This window comes from Microcoleus sp. Pol7_A1 (assembly GCF_036701085.1).
Taxonomy (GTDB): Bacteria; Cyanobacteriota; Cyanobacteriia; order Cyanobacteriales; family Microcoleaceae; genus Microcoleus; species Microcoleus asticus.
Window position 1 is genome coordinate 1 of sequence record NZ_JAUBQD010000096.1, and the last position, 16,481, is coordinate 16,481.

Sequence of the window (16,481 nt, forward strand, 5' to 3'; positions counted from 1 at the left end):
GAAGATCCTGAGTTTGAAACGTTCTACACTAAGAACATTCTGCTTAACGAAGGCATTCGTGCTTGGATGGCTCCTACCGACCAACCCCACGAAAACTTCATCTTCCCTGAAGAAGTTCTGCCTCGCGGTAACGCTCTGTAATTAGCGCGAAATATCAAAAATTCCAACATTTTGAAAGGGTAAGATAAAGCCTTTTAGGCTTTACCCTTAATGTTTAAAAAGCTCCTACCGATTGGCAGGAGCTTTTTATTTTATGAAAAGTCTTGTTACGCTATTCTATAAAAAATAAAAGCGAGATAGAGATAAAAACAATTGGTAGACCAAGAACAGCAGCAGCATTAAAAATTGCGATCGAACTTGCAGAAAAGCGTGAAGCTGCTAAAATGGCTCAAAAACTCGCGACTCCCCCAAAACCTTATACGCCCAAAGAATCATCGGCTGAAGTGTTAGTTCCGAAGATTGGCAACGATGTTAAAACTTATTTTAAATACCCCATCCGAAACAGTGTTTACACTCGTATTACTGCATCAATTGACGCATTAGGCATTAAAGCGAGAAATGCTAAGACTGTTACAGGAACTTCAATTGTAGATTTTCAAGGCAACCACAAGAAGGTTTGGCGCGTCTGTGTATACAAAGGTCTAGCGACTCCTATAGCAAAGCTCACCCCTTGGGGAACTAGAACCATCAAAATGATTGACAAAAGCTTTCAATTTCCAATCGGGGGAAAAACTAGGAACGCAGCTATAACCGTATTTAAGACCCTGTTCGGCGATGGTGGTGCGCTCCGGCAAATGATGGGTACGACAAACGATCGCGATCAATTACTGCTAGGTAAGCAAGTTATTACTAGCATCCAAAACTAAAAGTGATAACGCTTAACGCTGCTAACACTAACAAGTGGGTGCAAGTATGGAAGCTTAGTATACCTGCCTAACTAAGCACTCTTAACAGACAAATCTGTCGAATCCTATAACATTGCCTTAATTACCCTAACCGTTGACGTTCTCTGCGGCATTCGGATTGTGCCGGCTTGCTAACTTAACAACAGTCAAATTCTGTTTTTCATAATTTTGGCGGACTTTCGCTGCACCCGACGGCATCGCCAAATTTGGCAAACTCCTATCTGGCAAGAAATTAAGCAGCAGCCGATCGCGCATTTAAACCGATTTTACACCCGATCGCCCCACAGCGATCGGGTGTAAATCAAATATTTGCAGTTAACGCTCAAAATCTCGCTCGTCCAATTGCTCTAGAGATCGAAGACCTTGCAGCAGCAGTAATTTCCCCCGATATTGCAAAATTGTCAATTTGCCTCCCCCACTTCTAATTCCTTGTGTTATTCTAGTAATTGTGACTACTGGAATGATACTCAGAACGCAAGTTCTTTCGGTAACGCTGGCAATGGCTAGCGCACAAATCATCACCTTAAATCTTGTATTTAGGTGATGTGCGTTCAAATATAAAGCCATTTAGCTAAACCTGGAGGTGATGCCCATGATAGAAAGTAGTAAACGCATGGGTCATCAGATTGGAAACTACCGGCTGTGCGCCGGGGCCGCTCACTAGCAGTCAGCCGTCGTCTCCAACTGGAAACGACTTCCACGGGGAACCAGGCTGAGCTAGGGATTCTCCCGGCAGTCAGGTTCTAATCTGAAGACCCGCTAGACCGCTCTCACCTCAAATAGTGTTAAATCTTGAGTTATTAAAACTTGAGCTTCCACACTATTGGTGAGAGCGGATAGTTTTTGGTCAGGTTTTCTACAGGTGGGCAGTTAATATACCATTGCTAATCCCAAAGAAGAAAAATTATGGCTGACCTACTTAACAATACTGAAATTCAAGAGCGCGCCAGTCAATTGTCAGGCTGGATGGTTGAAGGAAAGCAACTGCGCTGTACTCGTTTATTTAAAGATTTTATCGAAGCGATCGCCTTTGTGAATAAGTTGGTCGCCCCGTCAGAAGCCGCAGGACATCACCCCGACATAGAAATCTCCTATAACAAAGTTACAGTTAACTTGACAACTCACGATGCTGGAGGCTTAACTGAGAAAGACTTTGCGCTAGCCCAAGAGATTTCTACGCTAGATTAAAAGAGTTCCCGTTTGCCCAACAAGAGCTCTGCATCTAGCCACAGCCCCCGATCGCGGAAAGCTCGCAAATAAAAAATAGACTTGGGGTTAAAATCGGGTGTGAAAAAGTCGAGAGCCCAAACGTTCAATGTATAAAAGGCTATTCCCCATCATCCGACCATGATCGTATTTGAAAAGCCAGAGTTCAAGAACGAGTCTGCTGCAGAAAAAACCGATCTGATAGAAAAGCTTTTAGATATTGGCGCCGCTCTGTCGAGCGCCCAAGATTTGGGCGACTTGTTATACTTAATTTTATCCAAAAGTAGGGAAATTACCTGCAGCGATGCTGGCAGCGTTTACTTAGTAGATCACAGCGACGAAACATCTAAGCTGCTGTTCAAGGTAGCCCAAAACGCTTCTCAACCCAGACTGTCGTTTAAGGAGTTTGCTCTGCCCCTGACAGACAAAAGCTTGGCGGGATACGTGGCAATTACAGGTCAAAGTTTGAACCTGTCTGATGCCTACGACTTACCCCTCGGCGTACCCTACCAGCTAGATACCAGTTTTGACAGAGATATTAATTACCGCACTTGCTCGGTAATGGTACTGCCGATGCAAAACCGACAGGGCGAGACAATAGGCGTACTGCAACTGATCAACCGCAAAACAAACGCAGATACGGTACTGACAGCAGACAATGCCTGGGCATCGACGCAGCAGTATTCGGAGTGGGAAGAAAGGATAGTTCGATCGCTCGCTTCTCAAGCCGCAATCTCGATCGAGCGCAACCAACTCCAAGACAGCATAGAAAATTTGTTCGAGGGCTTCGTCAAAGCCTCGGTGCAAGTCATAGAAGCCAGAGACCCCTGTACCTACGGCCATTCAGAACGAGTAGCAGCCCTCACAGTACGCCTTTCAGAAGAAGTAAACACCGTCAGCAGCGGAGGACTGCGTTGTATTTACTTTAACAACCGCCAAATTCAAGAACTTCGCTACGCCGCCCTGCTGCACGATTTTGGCAAAATAGGAGTGCCCGAAGCAGTTTTGACCAAACAGAAAAAGCTCTACCCCGCACAGCTAGAAATCATTCGCCACCGCTTTGGCTTAGCTCAGCGGACTATGGAAATGGAATGCGTCCAGTCTAAATATAAATACTTGCTGGAGCATTCAGCCTACCGAAAACACCCGAGCCAGGAGTCAGAGTGCGCTCAATGCCAGGAAATCGAACAGCTAGACACTAAGCTAGCAGAGGCGAAAACCAGATTAGCAGAATACTGGGAAGTGCTGCTAGAGGCAAACGAGCCTCACATTTTGGCAGCAGAACCCCTAGATCAACTGCGAGAGATTTCTCTACAAACTTACAGAGATATAGATGGCGCAAGGAAACCCCTGCTGAGCCCAGACGAGATTCTGCAATTGATGGTGTCGAGAGGCAACCTGACGCCGGCAGAACGATCGGACATAGAATCTCATGTAACTCACACTTACGAGTTTCTCAAGCAAATTCCTTGGACAAAGGATTTAAAAAATGTTCCAGACATTGCCTACGGACATCACGAAAAACTGGACGGCACAGGCTATCCGCGAGGTTTAAACAAGTCAGAAATTCCAATTCAAGCGCAATTGATGACGATCGCCGATATTTACGATGCCCTGACAGCAGGCGATCGACCCTACAAGCGAGCTCTGCGCACAGATGCAGCGATGAAAATTTTGCGCCAAGAAGCTGCTCACAACAAAATCAACGCTGATTTGTTAGAATTGTTCGATCGTCGCCAAGTCTTTAGCGTCCTCGGACACAACTTGGATCTTAAAGTCGAATCAGCCTAGACGAGTCGGTCGTGCTGTGCTAAAAAGTAAATAAGGCGATCGGGCGCTATTAAGAGTCAGCAGTCAAATCAATCGACAGCCCAAGTCTGGTCTGGTTTTGACGCGGTTGAGTACAGGTTAAAAAACAGGCTCTCCGCAGCCCTCAGTCACATCTATAAACTCGGTCAACCCGAAAGAATCAAAAGAAAAAGTGAAATTTTGGTCTTTTTTTAGAGTATGCTAGTTGAGCAACAACTGACCACATAGAAGACTAGAAAAGTTTCTCTGTAATCGGTGTGAGGATGAGAGTGAATATGTCGAAATTTTTGTGGAGTTACCTATTAATCAGCCCAGCAGTCTTAGGAGCTACCCTAGTAGTTTCTTCGAGCGCGATGGCAGCAGACGCTCAGCAGGCTGCTGATGCGCTCAACCCCGCTGCAGCAAAAGCTGAAACCGCTGAAACCTCCGAAGCGAAACTCAATGCTTTAGCTGCTGTTTCCGAAACAACCGCAGCCTCCGAGCCAGTCGAAGAAATTTCCGAAGCCGCCGCGGGCAGCGAAACCCAGGCAGCTATTGCAGATTCGGGTACGGCTGCAACTGAAAGTGCGCTCGCCGGAGCCAACACAGCCCCTGCAGTGGCAAATCCCCAAGCAGCGGCATCACAAGCTACAAGTGAATCTTTAGCCGCAGTTGAGCCAACAGCCGCTCAACCATTAGAAAATTCTGCCCCGGCAGTCCAATTAGAAACCCCAGCCCCGGCAGCTACCGCTCTCCCAGAGCAAATCGGTGCAGCTCAATTAGAAACCCCAGCCCCGGCAGCTACCGCTCTCCCAGAGCAAATCGGTGCAGTTCAATTAGAAACTCCAGCCCCGGCAGTGGCAGAGTCGGCAGAACAAAATTTGCCCAAACCGGCTGAATCTGTAGCCCAAACTTCCGCACCACAAGATCAAAACCCAGCCGCCACATTAGAACAGCTCAACCAGTACAGCAGCGAAGGTGCTGCCGGCGGCGAAACTCAAGGTCAAGTTACCTCAGTATCCCAACTTTCCGACGTGCGGCCCACAGACTGGGCTTTCCAAGCACTGCAATCTCTAGTCGAGCGCTACGGCTGTATTGCCGGGTATCCCGACGGCACCTTCCGCGGCAACCGGGCGATGACGCGCTACGAATTTGCAGCCGGTTTAAATGCTTGCTTAGACAAGGTTAGCGAGTTAATTCAAGCAGGCAGTGGCAACTTTGCTACGAGAGATGACTTGGCAGCCCTTCAACGGCTCCAAGAAGAATTTGCAGCCGAACTGGCAACCCTGCGCGGTCGCGTCGATGCTCTGGAATCTCGGACAGCCGAACTCGAAGCCAACCAATTCTCCACCACTACCAAGCTGACTGGGGAAGCAATTTTCGCCCTCAGCGACGACTTTGGTGGCGACATTAGCGTTTTTGGCAGAGACAACAGAAACCTCGGTAGCGACAACAACGAAGCTGTCTTCCAACAACGGGTTCGTCTGAATTTAAATACGAGCTTCACCGGCAGAGACTTGCTCCTGACCAGGCTTCAAGTCGGTAACGGTCGCAACTTCAACCTTGGGGCTACCAGCGAAGGCACTCAAACTTGGAATGTTGTCGGCAGAACCGACAACGTTGTTGCCCTCGACACCTTGCTGTACAAGTTCCCCGTCGGTCCGCGACTGAACGTTACCCTTGCAGCCAACGCTGTCGTTTGGGACGACATTCTGCCGACTGTCAACCCTTACTTTGAAGACTTTGACGGCGGCAACGGTTCATTGAGCACATTTGGACAGCGGAACCCGATTTATCGCTTAGGTGGCGGTGCCGGTATCGGCTTTGACTACGCCTTCGGTGGCAGAGGCTTGCTGGGTGGCGTTTTTGGCCCGACTTCTCTGTCCTTCGGTTACTTGGCATCAAATGCAGCCAATCCTAGCCAGGGCGCGGGCTTGTTTAACGGCGACTACACAGCGATGGGGCAGTTAACTTTTACCCCCGGACGCAACTTGCAAGTTGCTTTCAACTATAACCACGGTTACTTTAGCAGAGGTAACTTTGGGTTTGACAATGGTTTAGGGAATGGGCCAGACAGTCTAGGCGGTTTCACCGGTACCGGCGTGGCTAATTCTCTCAACGGTTTGAGCGAAGGTTTTGAGGGCTTCCGCGCTCGCAAAGTGGTCAGCAACTCCTACGGTGCTCAGGCTTCGTTGCGGTTGAGCCCGAGGTTTATCCTTGGCGGCTGGGCTGGTTTAACCAATGCCCGCATTCTCGGCATCGGCGATGCGAAAATCTGGAACTACGCTGTCACCTTGGCTTTGCCGGATTTAGGGAAAGAAGGCAACTTGCTAGGGTTCGTGGTAGGTCGTGAGCCTTACTTGGATAAACTTGAAGCTGCGAGCGATTTGCGGAGATTCCGCAACGATGATTCGTATCACGTTGAAGGGTTCTACAAGTTTCAGCTCTCGGACAACATTTCTGTTACTCCGGGCGTGATTTGGGTGACCAATCCCAATCAAGATGACCGTAACGACGACATCATCATTGGTACTCTGAGAACTACTTTCACGTTCTAATAGCGGGTTAGAGGAGGCAGGGCGGGTCATACCCTCTCTGCTGGCAACTCTAGATGCTAAGTTTAGCCCTGCCTGCTGCAGGGCTTTTTTGTCGATAGGCCGAATTGGACGCCGAGAATCTATTAAAAATTAAACAAGATCCGTCATAGACGCAGAAACCCGGTTTCTTGATTGAGGTAATACAGTCGTGGAAGCAGAGGAAGTCTAAACGAGCAACTGGGTTTCACAGAAGCGAGAGTGCGGAGCGTCCCAACGATCGAGTGATGAAAGTCGATTAAGTTCAGTGGAAAACCGGGGTATAATAAAAGGTAAAGTTAGGAGTTAGAATTGGGAACTCAACATTGAGGAGAATTTTAACATCTGACTTCAAAGTTGATAATTCTGATATTTAAAGCAATTATGGTAGAACTCTCGTGTAAAAGCGAATACGCAATCTTAGCTTTGCTGGAGCTTGCCGATTGCTACGATGAAGGCGAGCCTCTGCAAATTCGCCAGATAGCGGCTCAGCAAAATATTCCCGATCGATATTTAGAGCAGTTGCTGGCTACCATGAGACGCTGCGGGCTGATTCGCAGCCAGCGAGGAGCTAAGGGAGGTTATATTTTGGCTAGGGAACCCTGGAAAATTACACTCCTAGAAATTATCAACTGTCTCGAAGGCTCAGATTTCGATCGAGCTGAAAAAGACTCGCCTGCTCAAACTGTAGAAAGTGCTGTGATTTGGGAAGTTTGGCAAGAAGCCCGATCGATTGCCAACTCGGTTTTGCAAAAATATACGCTACAGGATCTTTGCGAAAAGCGCAATGGCAGACGGCAGCTCGATATCATGTATTACATCTAGTTAATATTGCCAACTAGGAATTAACATTTACTTTCAACCACAAACTGACAAAGATTATGCGTATTGCTGGCGACATTACAGAATTGGTAGGGCGGACGCCCTTGGTGCAACTCAACCGCATTCCCCAAGCTGAAGGCTGCTTGGCTCGGATTGTCGTAAAACTCGAAGGCATGAATCCGGCATCATCGGTGAAAGACCGCATCGGTGTCAGTATGGTCAATCAAGCCGAGGCCGAAGGGCTGATTACTCCAGGCAAAACGGTTTTAGTGGAACCGACTTCTGGCAATACCGGAATTGCTCTGGCAATGGTGGCGGCGGCTAAGGGCTACCAGTTGATTTTGACCATGCCGGATACAATGAGCACGGAACGCCGATCGATGCTGCGAGCTTACGGGGCCCAACTAGAACTGACTCCCGGAATTGAGGGCATGAGCGGCTGCATCCGCCGCGCTCAAGAGATTGTAGACAAAACTCCCAATGCGTATATGTTGCAGCAGTTTCGGAATCCAGCGAACCCGCAGGTTCACCGTTCGACAACGGCTGAGGAAATTTGGGAAGATACAGACGGCGAGGTGGATTTCCTGATTTCGGGAGTCGGCACGGGCGGTACGATTACGGGTGTCGCAGAGGTGATTAAGTCGCGGAAACCCGAGTTTAAGGCGATCGCCGTTGAGCCGGCCAACAGTCAGATACTGTCGGGCGGAAAGCCAGGGCCTCACAAAATTCAAGGTATCGGTGCTGGTTTTGTGCCGCCGGTGCTGAATGTGGATTCGATCGACGAAATTATAGTTGTTACGGATGACGAGGCGATCGCCTACGGCCGCCGCTTGGCCAGAGAAGAAGGACTTTTGTCAGGTATTTCCAGCGGTGCGGCACTGTGTGCGGCGGTGAAAGTCGGCAAGCGTCCCGAAAATGCAGGGAAATTGATTGTGATGATTCAGCCTAGCTTCGGTGAACGCTATCTCAGCACTCCCTTGTTCCAAGATCCAGAACTCAATCTGGCGATGGCCCTCAACTAAGTCAGCCTCCGACCCAAGTGGCAGAAACACAGAGCAGGGCGTACAGTGTACGCCCTGCTTGGCTTTGGTTTTTACCTTAAAGAATTGCGATAGATTGTAGCTGCCTCGATCGCGAATGATGCCGAATTTCTGAAGGCGCTTTTTTTGAACTGCTTTCGGCGCGTTAGCGAAGCGGGCGCTGAGCGCTCTTGTGGCGAAGGAAGAGAGAAGAAAAGAAGGAGCTAACTGTTGGCGGGAGCAGCGCTATATGAGTCCCCAATGTCGATCGGCTTGCCACTTCAAAAGCATCAATGTTTTTCTAAAATAGATTTATGATAATTTGAAAACAGACGTTTTTTACTTACAATTATTGACATTTATATCATATAAATACCTAATAAATTAGCAAATAATGATATTTTTGTCAAGCACTTTTTCGCAGATTATCCAGATTTCAAGGAAATAACAGCGTGTCTTCCGTTACCAATCACTACAAAACCCTAAAGATTAGCCCAACCGCAACACAAGCCGAGATTAAACAAGCATACCGCCGTTTAGTCAAAATATTTCATCCAGACAGCCACAGCTCCAAAGCCGATCACGAAGAGATTGTCCGCCTCAATGCAGCCTATGAAATATTAGGAGATGCCCAGCACAGACAATCTTACGATCGCCAAATTTCCGACCCCAGCCAACAGCAATCACCAGCCGCACCAAACGTCAGCCGCCAGCAAACACAAACGGCACGGGACGCCGACGAACAAATGGAACAGTGGCTGATTAAAGTATACAAACCCGTCAATAGAATGCTCAACAGCATCTTGAAGCCACTTAAAAAAGAAATAGACGAATTGTCCGCAGATCCGTTTGATGACGAACTGATAGAAAAGTTTCAACTTTATATCGAAACCAGCCGCGAGTTTCTCAAAAAAGCTCATAACTTTCTTACATCCATGCCCAATCCATCTAATGTAGCCGGAGTTGCGGCCCATCTCTACTACTGTATTAATCAAGTCGGAGACGGCATAGAAGAATTGCATTTATTTACCCTCAATTATGACGATCGCCACTTGCACACCGGCCAAGAACTGTTTAGAATTGCCGCTAGACTGCGGCGGGAAGCACAGGATGAATTAAAAATTAAAAGTTAGTTAGTCAAGGAGAGGGGAGAGTGGGAGAGTGGGAGAGTGGGAGAATTGTCCAATCCCCAATTCCCAATCCCCTCAAAATCCATCCGTTAAATCCATTAAATCCCGATTCACTGCGCGTTGCCGAACTTCCTTCCCGTATCAAATTCCAAAAAGAACTTGAATTCGCTTGCGAATTTTAAGAAAAGGAGTTTGTCCTAGAGAGTCGCCATCTAACAATCCCAAATCTCTCAAAGCTTGCTGGCGTTCCGACAATTTTTGAGCAATCTGATCTGCTAAATTCGGTTGTTCTCTTAAAAGTTTTTGCAAGTCGTGGCGTTCCACCACAAACAAAATTGCATCTTCGCTAGTTTTAACAGTCGCCGTTCTCGGAGTTCCCAACAGCAAAGATATTTCCCCAAAAAACTCGCCCTCGTGAAGCGTAGCAATATACTGACCGGCTTTTTGAGAAAGAACTTCTACAGTACCCGAAAGAATAATATAAAAAGAATCGCCAGGGTCAGTTTCTTTACATACAATCTGTCCCGCTGGAAATAGTTGTCGGTAGCCGTATTCAATTAACTGTCGCAGTTCTAAATCCGTACACTGTTCAAAATAAGTTACTCGCCTCAACAAATCTCGCAGCGTCCAATTATTAGGGGATTTAGGCCCTGGATTTTTAGGTTCAGGAACGGGGGGATTAGATTTTATCTCTGCTGAATGTTTGGCATTATGCGGAAAAACTTTGCCGTTAGAATTATCATCTTTGTTATTGTAAAAAAGTTTAGTTAACTCTTGGGGATTTCGCAGCCACAAATCCCGCTGGGGAAAAGGAATTTCGATATTTCGGTGGCGCAATTCGTAATCTATTAAAAAATTAACTGCACTTTTAATGGCATCGCTTTCTTGTGGCTGGTCAATCCAAACTAAAAGTTCAAAATTTAAAGCGTTATCTCCAAAACCGTGAAACCATACTTTAGGAGAAGGATGGGACAAAACATTCGATTCCATCCGCGCCGCAATTAACAGCGCTTCCGTAACTATTACTGGGTCAGATCCGTAAGCAACCCCGACGGGGATGTGGAGGCGACATCTGGGGTCTCTGTAACTCCAGTTAATAATGTTAGTTTCGACAAACTTAATATTTGGTATAATCACAAACAGTCCGTCAATGGTTTTAATAATTGTGGATCGGATGGAAATAGTTTCTACTGTTCCTAATAAATGGTCAATCTCAATAAAGTCTCCGACTCTAATTTGGTGTTCAAATAGCAGGGTGAGACCGCTGATAAAGTTGCTGGCGAGATTTTGCAAGCCGAAGCCGAAACCAATGCCGACAACCCCAGCCAAGACGGTGAGAGAAGTGAGGTTTATGCCGGCACTTTGCAGGACGAATATACAGCCAAGAGTTGCTAAAATATAACTAATGATGGTGGAAATTGCTTCTCGACTGCCGCGATCCAATCCCATCCGAACTAGCACGCTGCGCTTGATTCCTTCGCTGATTATCTTAGCTACAATCAAGGCAAATATAGCTAAAACTATCAGTTTGACGATCGCACTGATGGACAGATGAGTGTTCCCGATATAGAATAGCGGGGTTGTCATCGCACCCGAGAAATGTTCAAAAAAGCGATCGGCTCCTGCAGTAATCCAATTCATTAATATTTGGTAATAGGTAATTGGTGATCGATCGTGGGTAATTAGTTTTGAGCGCAACTAAACCGCCAACTGCTAACTATTGCAGAGCTTAGGCGAAAAACTCGAACGGTGGAGTGCCCTGTGTTGCAAAAAAGGTGGATTCCCTTAGGGATAGATCCGCTTCAGGCACTTTCTCAAAGGCTGGTAACTGATGGGTTAGTAACTGATGGCGAAAAACTATTTTGTAGCGGTATTTTCTGCCGGATATCTGTATTGTGCCGTAAACCCGGCCCTGCGGCTCGATCGAGCAACGACGTGTTGCCAATATCTGGAAAATTGGTAGAAATTCATTTACAGCACCCTCAAGTTATTGAAAAATTCCAGCAAAAATTAGTTTATCCTTAAGAAGTAAGTCCTTTACAGAACTTAACAAGCTTACCCTACTTGACTTTTATGCAGTGCATCATCAATCGTCGGGCACAGTTTTCGGCAAGTCACCGGTACTGGCTGCCGGAGTTGAGCGAAGCCGAGAACTTTGAGCGGTTTGGCCCAACTGCCCGCGCACCGGGACACGGACACAATTACGTCCTTTACGTTTCCATGATAGGCGAACTCGACGAGTACGGCATGGTGCTCAACCTGTCTGATGTCAAGCACGTCATCAAGCAGGAAGTTACCAAAGATCTCGATTTTTCCTACCTTAACGAAGCGTGGCCGGAATTTGAGCAGACTCTGCCAACTACCGAAAACATAGCACGGCAAATTTGGCTGCGGCTAGCCCCTCATTTACATTTGAGCAAAATTCAATTGTTTGAACATCCCGAACTTTGGGCTGAATATTTAGGAAACGGAATGGAAGCTTATTTAACTCTGTCCACTCATTTTAGTGCGGCCCATCGGTTGGCTCGTCCCGATTTGAGTTTTGAAGAAAACTCGGAAATTTACGGCAAATGTGCTCGTCCCAACGGTCACGGTCACAACTATCATTTAGAGGTGACGGTTAAAGGAGAAATTGATGCGCGGACTGGCATGATTGCTGATTTGGGAGCTTTGCAAAAAGCAGTTGACGATTATGTTGTTGAACCCTTCGATCACACTTTTTTAAATAAGGATATTGCTTATTTTGAGAATGTTGTGCCGACTGCGGAGAATATTGCAGTTCGGATCGGCCAATTGTTGCGATCGCCCGTTCGGGAATTGGGCGCCGAGTTGCACAAGATTAAACTGATTGAAAGTCCGAATAATAGCTGTGAAATTTACGGTGCTGATTTAGAGGAAGTGGCGGCGGAACGTCAGCAGCCGGAAGCGATTTTAGCTAAGGTTTAGAGTTAAAAATCGGTTCAGTTGGGGCGGGTTGGGCCGGATCTTTGGCTAATTGTGCAGATTGGTGAACCCCGCCCTACCAGCCTAATAATGATTCCGAGAGTTATTCAACCGGATTAGGCGCGAGAATATATTTTTTCAAAAAAGTTCCACACTCAGAATTATTGGCACTTTTCCTGACAAGTCAGGCTGCGCGCGTATTTTGGAGATAGTAAGTCAGCATTCCTCCTGTCAGCTATTCTAACTGCTGAGAGTATGAGGTCGATCGCCCGATCGCTGACAACCAAGCACCAATTTCTCCTAAATGAGTTGACGTTTATGCGCGTCTCAAATGTAGCTCTCCTGACTCTGGCTGCCCTCGCATCCCACAATTTAACTGCTAATACTAGCGCCAATCCTGCTGCACCTCCCATCTCTCCTCAGACACCGCAGGCTAGCAACTTTGTTGATGCCGTAAATCATACTGAATCGGGTGCCGCTGAGTCAATTAGCGAGCCTGAGACGATCGCCCACGAACAATTTTCCCCAAATACTACCGCATCCCGTTGGGCTGAGTCAATCAGCGCGCCTGAGACGATCGCCCACGAACAATTTTCCCCGCGAATTGCTGTAAAATCCCAGACAGGTTTGCTGGTAGCCTCGGCTCAACCCGATGTATCTGCTGCTGCAAAAACCAAGGCGAATACTCCTGCTGCATCCGGCGATGAACTAACAAAATCTTTACAAGAAACTTGGCTGGCTAAATTAATCGAAATCGGTGTTGAAAGCAATCCTCAAGTTCGCGAGGTTTTCGCTTTTATCTCCCCGTCTACTGGCAGTGCTGAATCTGGATACGGTTTTAATAATACTATAACTCTGCTCAATATTTTATTAATTCTCGGTACTGTCTTTCCACCAGTGACAATGGCCTTTTTTTGGCTGATGCGACGGCTGATAATCAAACAGTTAGTTGCTGATGCCAATAAACGATTGCAGGGCATTGGTGTATTGGAATCAGAACTCATAAATTCTAGCCAACTAACTCAAAAATTGAGGAATGAATTAGAAGCGCAAATGAGTGCAGCTAAACAATCCATTGATTTTTTAACTAGAGAAACTGAACTTTCCAAATCTTCCGTCGAGCAAATTGAGACTCTCAAATCTCAATTTATCATGCACCTGCAAGTTTTGTTGACAGAAGTTGACGAGAAAAAATCTCAAATTGTTCAAGAAATTTCCCAAGTTCCCGCAGTTGTTGCCAAAGAAGCTCTCAAACTCGCACCTCAACCGCCCTTAAACAATTCCCAAAATTCGCAAACTGCACCTGCTAGCGACGAAAATTTGATTGCTGACGATTATATCAAGCAAGCCGAAGGGCTTTATTTCCAAGGCAATTATGATGAGGCATTAGTCGGCTTGGAAAAAGCTATTTTAGCTAATAAGAATTTGGATGAGGGTTGGTATTGGCGCGGAAATGTGTTAATAAGATTGCAGCGCCAGGAAGAAGCTCTCGCCTGTTACGACCAAGCAATATTAATTAAAGCCGATCACTACGAAGCATGGTATAATAAAGCGACTTTGCTGGCAAAATTGCAGAAGTACGAAGAGGCGATCGTGTGTTACGAGCGAGCAAGTTCGAGCGAATCCCGAAAATACGCTTGTTGGCACAGTATAGCGGCTTTGTTGGCTAAATTGCAGCATTACGAAGAAGCGATCGCCAGTTACGATCGCGCCCTCGCTATCAAAGCAACCGACAGCGAAATTTGGCACAACCGAGGGGCGATGCTGGGCAAAATAGAGCAGTACGCAGCAGCAGTTGATTCTTACGATCGCGCTCTTGAACTCAATCCCAAGAGATACGAAACTTGGTACAATCGAGGCAATATGCTGTGGAGACTGCTCCGCTACAGCGATGCTATTGATTCTTACGATCGAGCTCTGGGAATCCGACCAGACAAATACGAAGTTTGGTACAATAGAGCCGCTGTGCTCGGAAAAATGCAGCGATATCAAGAATCGATCGAATGCTACGACAAAGCAATAGCAATTAAAGCGCAGGATTTTGAAGTGTGGCACAACCGAGGCGCAGCTTTCGACAAACTGTCGCAGCACGAAGCAGCAATTGCCTCTTACGAATCAGCAATTACTCTTAATTCGGAGTGTTACGAAGCTTGGTTTTGTAAAGGCGAATCTTTGGCAAAATTGCAGCGCAATGAAGAAGCGATCGCAGCTTATGAGAAAGCGATTGCTATTAAGCCAGACTCCTACGACGCTTGGCACCACTTCGGCACAGCTTTGTCAGCATTAAAGCGCTATAAGGCAGCAATGGCAGCTTACGATCGCGCGATCGCCATCAAGCCCGAAAATGCTGAAGCTTGGCGCGATCGAGGCGCAATTGTATCAGAATTAAAACAGGATACAGACAAAATTGACTCCGGGGAAAAAGAGACTGAAGTTAAGCCCAATTCCGGGGAATTGTCTGATATTTCAAATGCCTCTGATAGCAAGGTCGATCAACCTACTTTAACAGCTTCGATGTAAGGATTGATGATTACATAGCACTTTTCAGTAAAATGAGGTACGCCTGGGAATTGGAATGCGATCGGGGCGTACTTCACTTATTTGAGAATCGGTACAGTGGCTTAGGGGAAAATTGGGTGAGTGCGATCGGCACCGGTGACTCTGGCGAGACTAACTTGTGGGTAGGAACGCCCTGCGGCTTGAGTTGTTACAGCTATTAGCGAAAAAAATGAGCAATGAGGAGGCTCAGTCAAGTTTAAAGTCTAACCATCTAGGCATTATGCCGAATAATTTGTTTATCATAGAAAAGACGCTTTCGTTATAGATATAACTTCACTCTTGCATGATTGCCCCTAGTGAGTTTCAGCCCTACTTACAAGAAATCTGCCGGCGCTACGAGGATTGGTGGACTGTGGATGTCTTGACCGAAACGATCGCCGATCGACAGGCAACCTTCTCATTTGAGCAGATGGTGCAAACTGAGGAGAAGAAACCAGAGGAAGAGAAAAAGGCACAAATCCTATCACGGCGAATACTTCAAGGAATCCAGAATGATTTGGAGCAGATGGTGCAACCTCCTCCGGAGAAGGAACCAAAGGAAAAGAAAAAGGCAAAAATCGTCTCACTGCCAATATTTCAAGGAATCCAGAATTATGTCGAATCTGAGCATATTTTGCTGGTAGGTTCCCCCGGTGTCGGCAAATCCACCGCGCTTTTGCGTTGTTTGGTCGGTTTTGCAAAGAAAGAGCTTGAGAAACCAAAACCTCGAATTCCTGTGCTGATTCCGTTGAAAAGTTATAAAGTCAGTTTTTCTAGCCCTGAAGATCCTTCAGGGATGTTGACTCTGATTAGAAATGCACTTAAGCCACAACTACGACTAACAATTCCAGAAGTTGAAGATCTATTGTTTCACAAGAAACGGCTGATTCTGCTCTTAGATGGCTTGAACGAGATGCCAGCAGACACAGTTCGTACACAACTGAAAACATTTCGTGAGGAGTGCGATCAAATTAAGATTCCACTCATCTGCACAACACGAGAGCTAGGAAACGGCGATCTAGGTATTAAAAGACGATTGCAAGTACAGCCTCTTGATCCTAGAGAAATTGATCGCTTTTTGCGAGAATGTATGCCCGGTCAAGCGCAACAAGTGTTGCAATTGTTGAGCCGAGACAACCGAGAGTTAAGCCGCACGCCATTTGTTTTGTGGATGCTGTATCAATTGTTTCAGGAGACGGCTACTGTTGTAGATACTTTGGGACAGGCATTCCATCAATTTTTTCAGACTTTCAAAAAATATAAGGAAGGCGCACCCGTTACAGATGAGCGTCGCAAAGCTTGGAATCCTTGGCTAGAACATCTGGCGTTTACAATGCTGAACTCTCCAGAGCCAAATGATCCTGGCTTAATCATCTCTGATGAGCAAGCAGAAAAATTGCTGGTTGAAAAGTTTGGCGATCTTCATGGTGCTCCATCCCGGATTGAAGAGTTGGTTAAGTATCACGTTTTGGAAAGAGTCTGGGAGCGTGTCACTTTTGCGATGAGTATTTATACTCAAACATTTCTTCGCTTACCAATTAAGCCATTTAAGTAAGC

General features: G+C 46.6%; 15 protein-coding genes and 1 pseudogene. 13 read left to right on the forward strand and 3 right to left on the reverse strand.

The window, feature by feature from the left end; all coding sequences use genetic code 11:
* Window positions 1-141, forward strand: a pseudogene (locus QUA20_RS29680) (photosystem II D2 protein (photosystem q(a) protein)); the annotation flags it as partial.
* A gap of 122 nt (window positions 142-263) precedes the next feature.
* Window positions 264-866 (forward strand): hypothetical protein, encoded by a 603-nt coding sequence (locus QUA20_RS29685; protein ID WP_333193834.1) that lies wholly within the window; start codon window positions 264-266, stop codon window positions 864-866.
* A 126-nt stretch (window positions 867-992) separates the two neighbouring features.
* Here QUA20_RS29685 and QUA20_RS29690 read toward each other — a convergent pair whose 3' ends face one another.
* Together QUA20_RS29690 and QUA20_RS29695 are read right to left on the reverse strand one after the other, a co-directional pair.
* Entirely contained in the window at window positions 993-1,160 is a 168-nt protein-coding gene (locus QUA20_RS29690; protein ID WP_333193836.1) for a hypothetical protein, read from the reverse strand.
* 60 nt (window positions 1,161-1,220) lie between these two features.
* A complete protein-coding gene (locus tag QUA20_RS29695; protein ID WP_333193837.1) occupies window positions 1,221-1,472 on the reverse strand; it encodes a hypothetical protein in 252 nt (83 codons plus the stop codon).
* A 339-nt stretch (window positions 1,473-1,811) separates the two neighbouring features.
* Between QUA20_RS29695 and QUA20_RS29700 the strand changes: the two genes are divergently transcribed.
* The 6 genes from QUA20_RS29700 (at window position 1,812) to QUA20_RS29725 (ending at window position 9,446) form a co-directional block, all read left to right on the forward strand.
* Window positions 1,812-2,093, forward strand: coding sequence for a 4a-hydroxytetrahydrobiopterin dehydratase (locus QUA20_RS29700; protein ID WP_333193839.1), 282 nt, complete (start codon window positions 1,812-1,814; stop codon window positions 2,091-2,093).
* Between the two features lie 159 nt (window positions 2,094-2,252).
* Window positions 2,253-3,902: an HD domain-containing phosphohydrolase gene (locus QUA20_RS29705; RefSeq protein WP_333193840.1), complete on the forward strand. Its 1,650-nt coding sequence runs from the start codon at window positions 2,253-2,255 to the stop codon at window positions 3,900-3,902.
* Between the two features lie 293 nt (window positions 3,903-4,195).
* Complete coding sequence (locus QUA20_RS29710) at window positions 4,196-6,457, forward strand: iron uptake porin (protein WP_333193842.1); 2,262 nt, start codon at window positions 4,196-4,198, stop codon at window positions 6,455-6,457.
* Window positions 6,458-6,856: 399 nt separating this feature from the next.
* Window positions 6,857-7,297 carry an Rrf2 family transcriptional regulator gene (locus tag QUA20_RS29715; protein ID WP_333193844.1) on the forward strand — a complete coding sequence of 147 codons (441 nt, stop codon included), beginning with the start codon at window positions 6,857-6,859 and terminating at the stop codon, window positions 7,295-7,297.
* 56 nt (window positions 7,298-7,353) lie between these two features.
* Window positions 7,354-8,316: a cysteine synthase A gene (cysK, locus tag QUA20_RS29720; protein WP_333193846.1), complete on the forward strand. Its 963-nt coding sequence runs from the start codon at window positions 7,354-7,356 to the stop codon at window positions 8,314-8,316.
* Window positions 8,317-8,765: 449 nt separating this feature from the next.
* The gene (locus QUA20_RS29725) at window positions 8,766-9,446 is read left to right on the forward strand and encodes a J domain-containing protein (protein WP_333193848.1); all 681 of its coding nucleotides are present in this window, start codon (window positions 8,766-8,768) and stop codon (window positions 9,444-9,446) included.
* A 138-nt stretch (window positions 9,447-9,584) separates the two neighbouring features.
* Here the strand turns inward: QUA20_RS29725 and QUA20_RS29730 are convergent, their stop codons facing one another.
* The gene (locus QUA20_RS29730; protein ID WP_333193850.1) at window positions 9,585-11,084 is read right to left on the reverse strand and encodes a cyclic nucleotide-binding domain-containing protein; all 1,500 of its coding nucleotides are present in this window, start codon (window positions 11,082-11,084) and stop codon (window positions 9,585-9,587) included.
* 120 nt (window positions 11,085-11,204) lie between these two features.
* Here QUA20_RS29730 and QUA20_RS29735 point away from each other — a divergent pair, with 120 nt between their 5' ends.
* The 5 genes from QUA20_RS29735 (at window position 11,205) to QUA20_RS29755 (ending at window position 16,479) form a co-directional block, all read left to right on the forward strand.
* Window positions 11,205-11,468 (forward strand): hypothetical protein, encoded by a 264-nt coding sequence (locus QUA20_RS29735; protein WP_333193852.1) that lies wholly within the window; start codon window positions 11,205-11,207, stop codon window positions 11,466-11,468.
* A 48-nt stretch (window positions 11,469-11,516) separates the two neighbouring features.
* A complete protein-coding gene (locus tag QUA20_RS29740; protein WP_333193853.1) occupies window positions 11,517-12,389 on the forward strand; it encodes a 6-carboxytetrahydropterin synthase in 873 nt (290 codons plus the stop codon).
* Window positions 12,390-12,641: 252 nt separating this feature from the next.
* Window positions 12,642-14,906, forward strand: coding sequence for a tetratricopeptide repeat protein (locus QUA20_RS29745; protein WP_333193854.1), 2,265 nt, complete (start codon window positions 12,642-12,644; stop codon window positions 14,904-14,906).
* Window positions 14,907-14,938: 32 nt separating this feature from the next.
* Window positions 14,939-15,106 carry a hypothetical protein gene (locus QUA20_RS29750; protein WP_333193855.1) on the forward strand — a complete coding sequence of 56 codons (168 nt, stop codon included), beginning with the start codon at window positions 14,939-14,941 and terminating at the stop codon, window positions 15,104-15,106.
* Window positions 15,107-15,306: 200 nt separating this feature from the next.
* Window positions 15,307-16,479, forward strand: a complete 1,173-nt coding sequence (locus tag QUA20_RS29755; RefSeq protein WP_333193857.1) for an NACHT domain-containing protein — start codon at window positions 15,307-15,309, stop codon at window positions 16,477-16,479.
* Window positions 16,480-16,481: the final 2 nt, after the last annotated feature.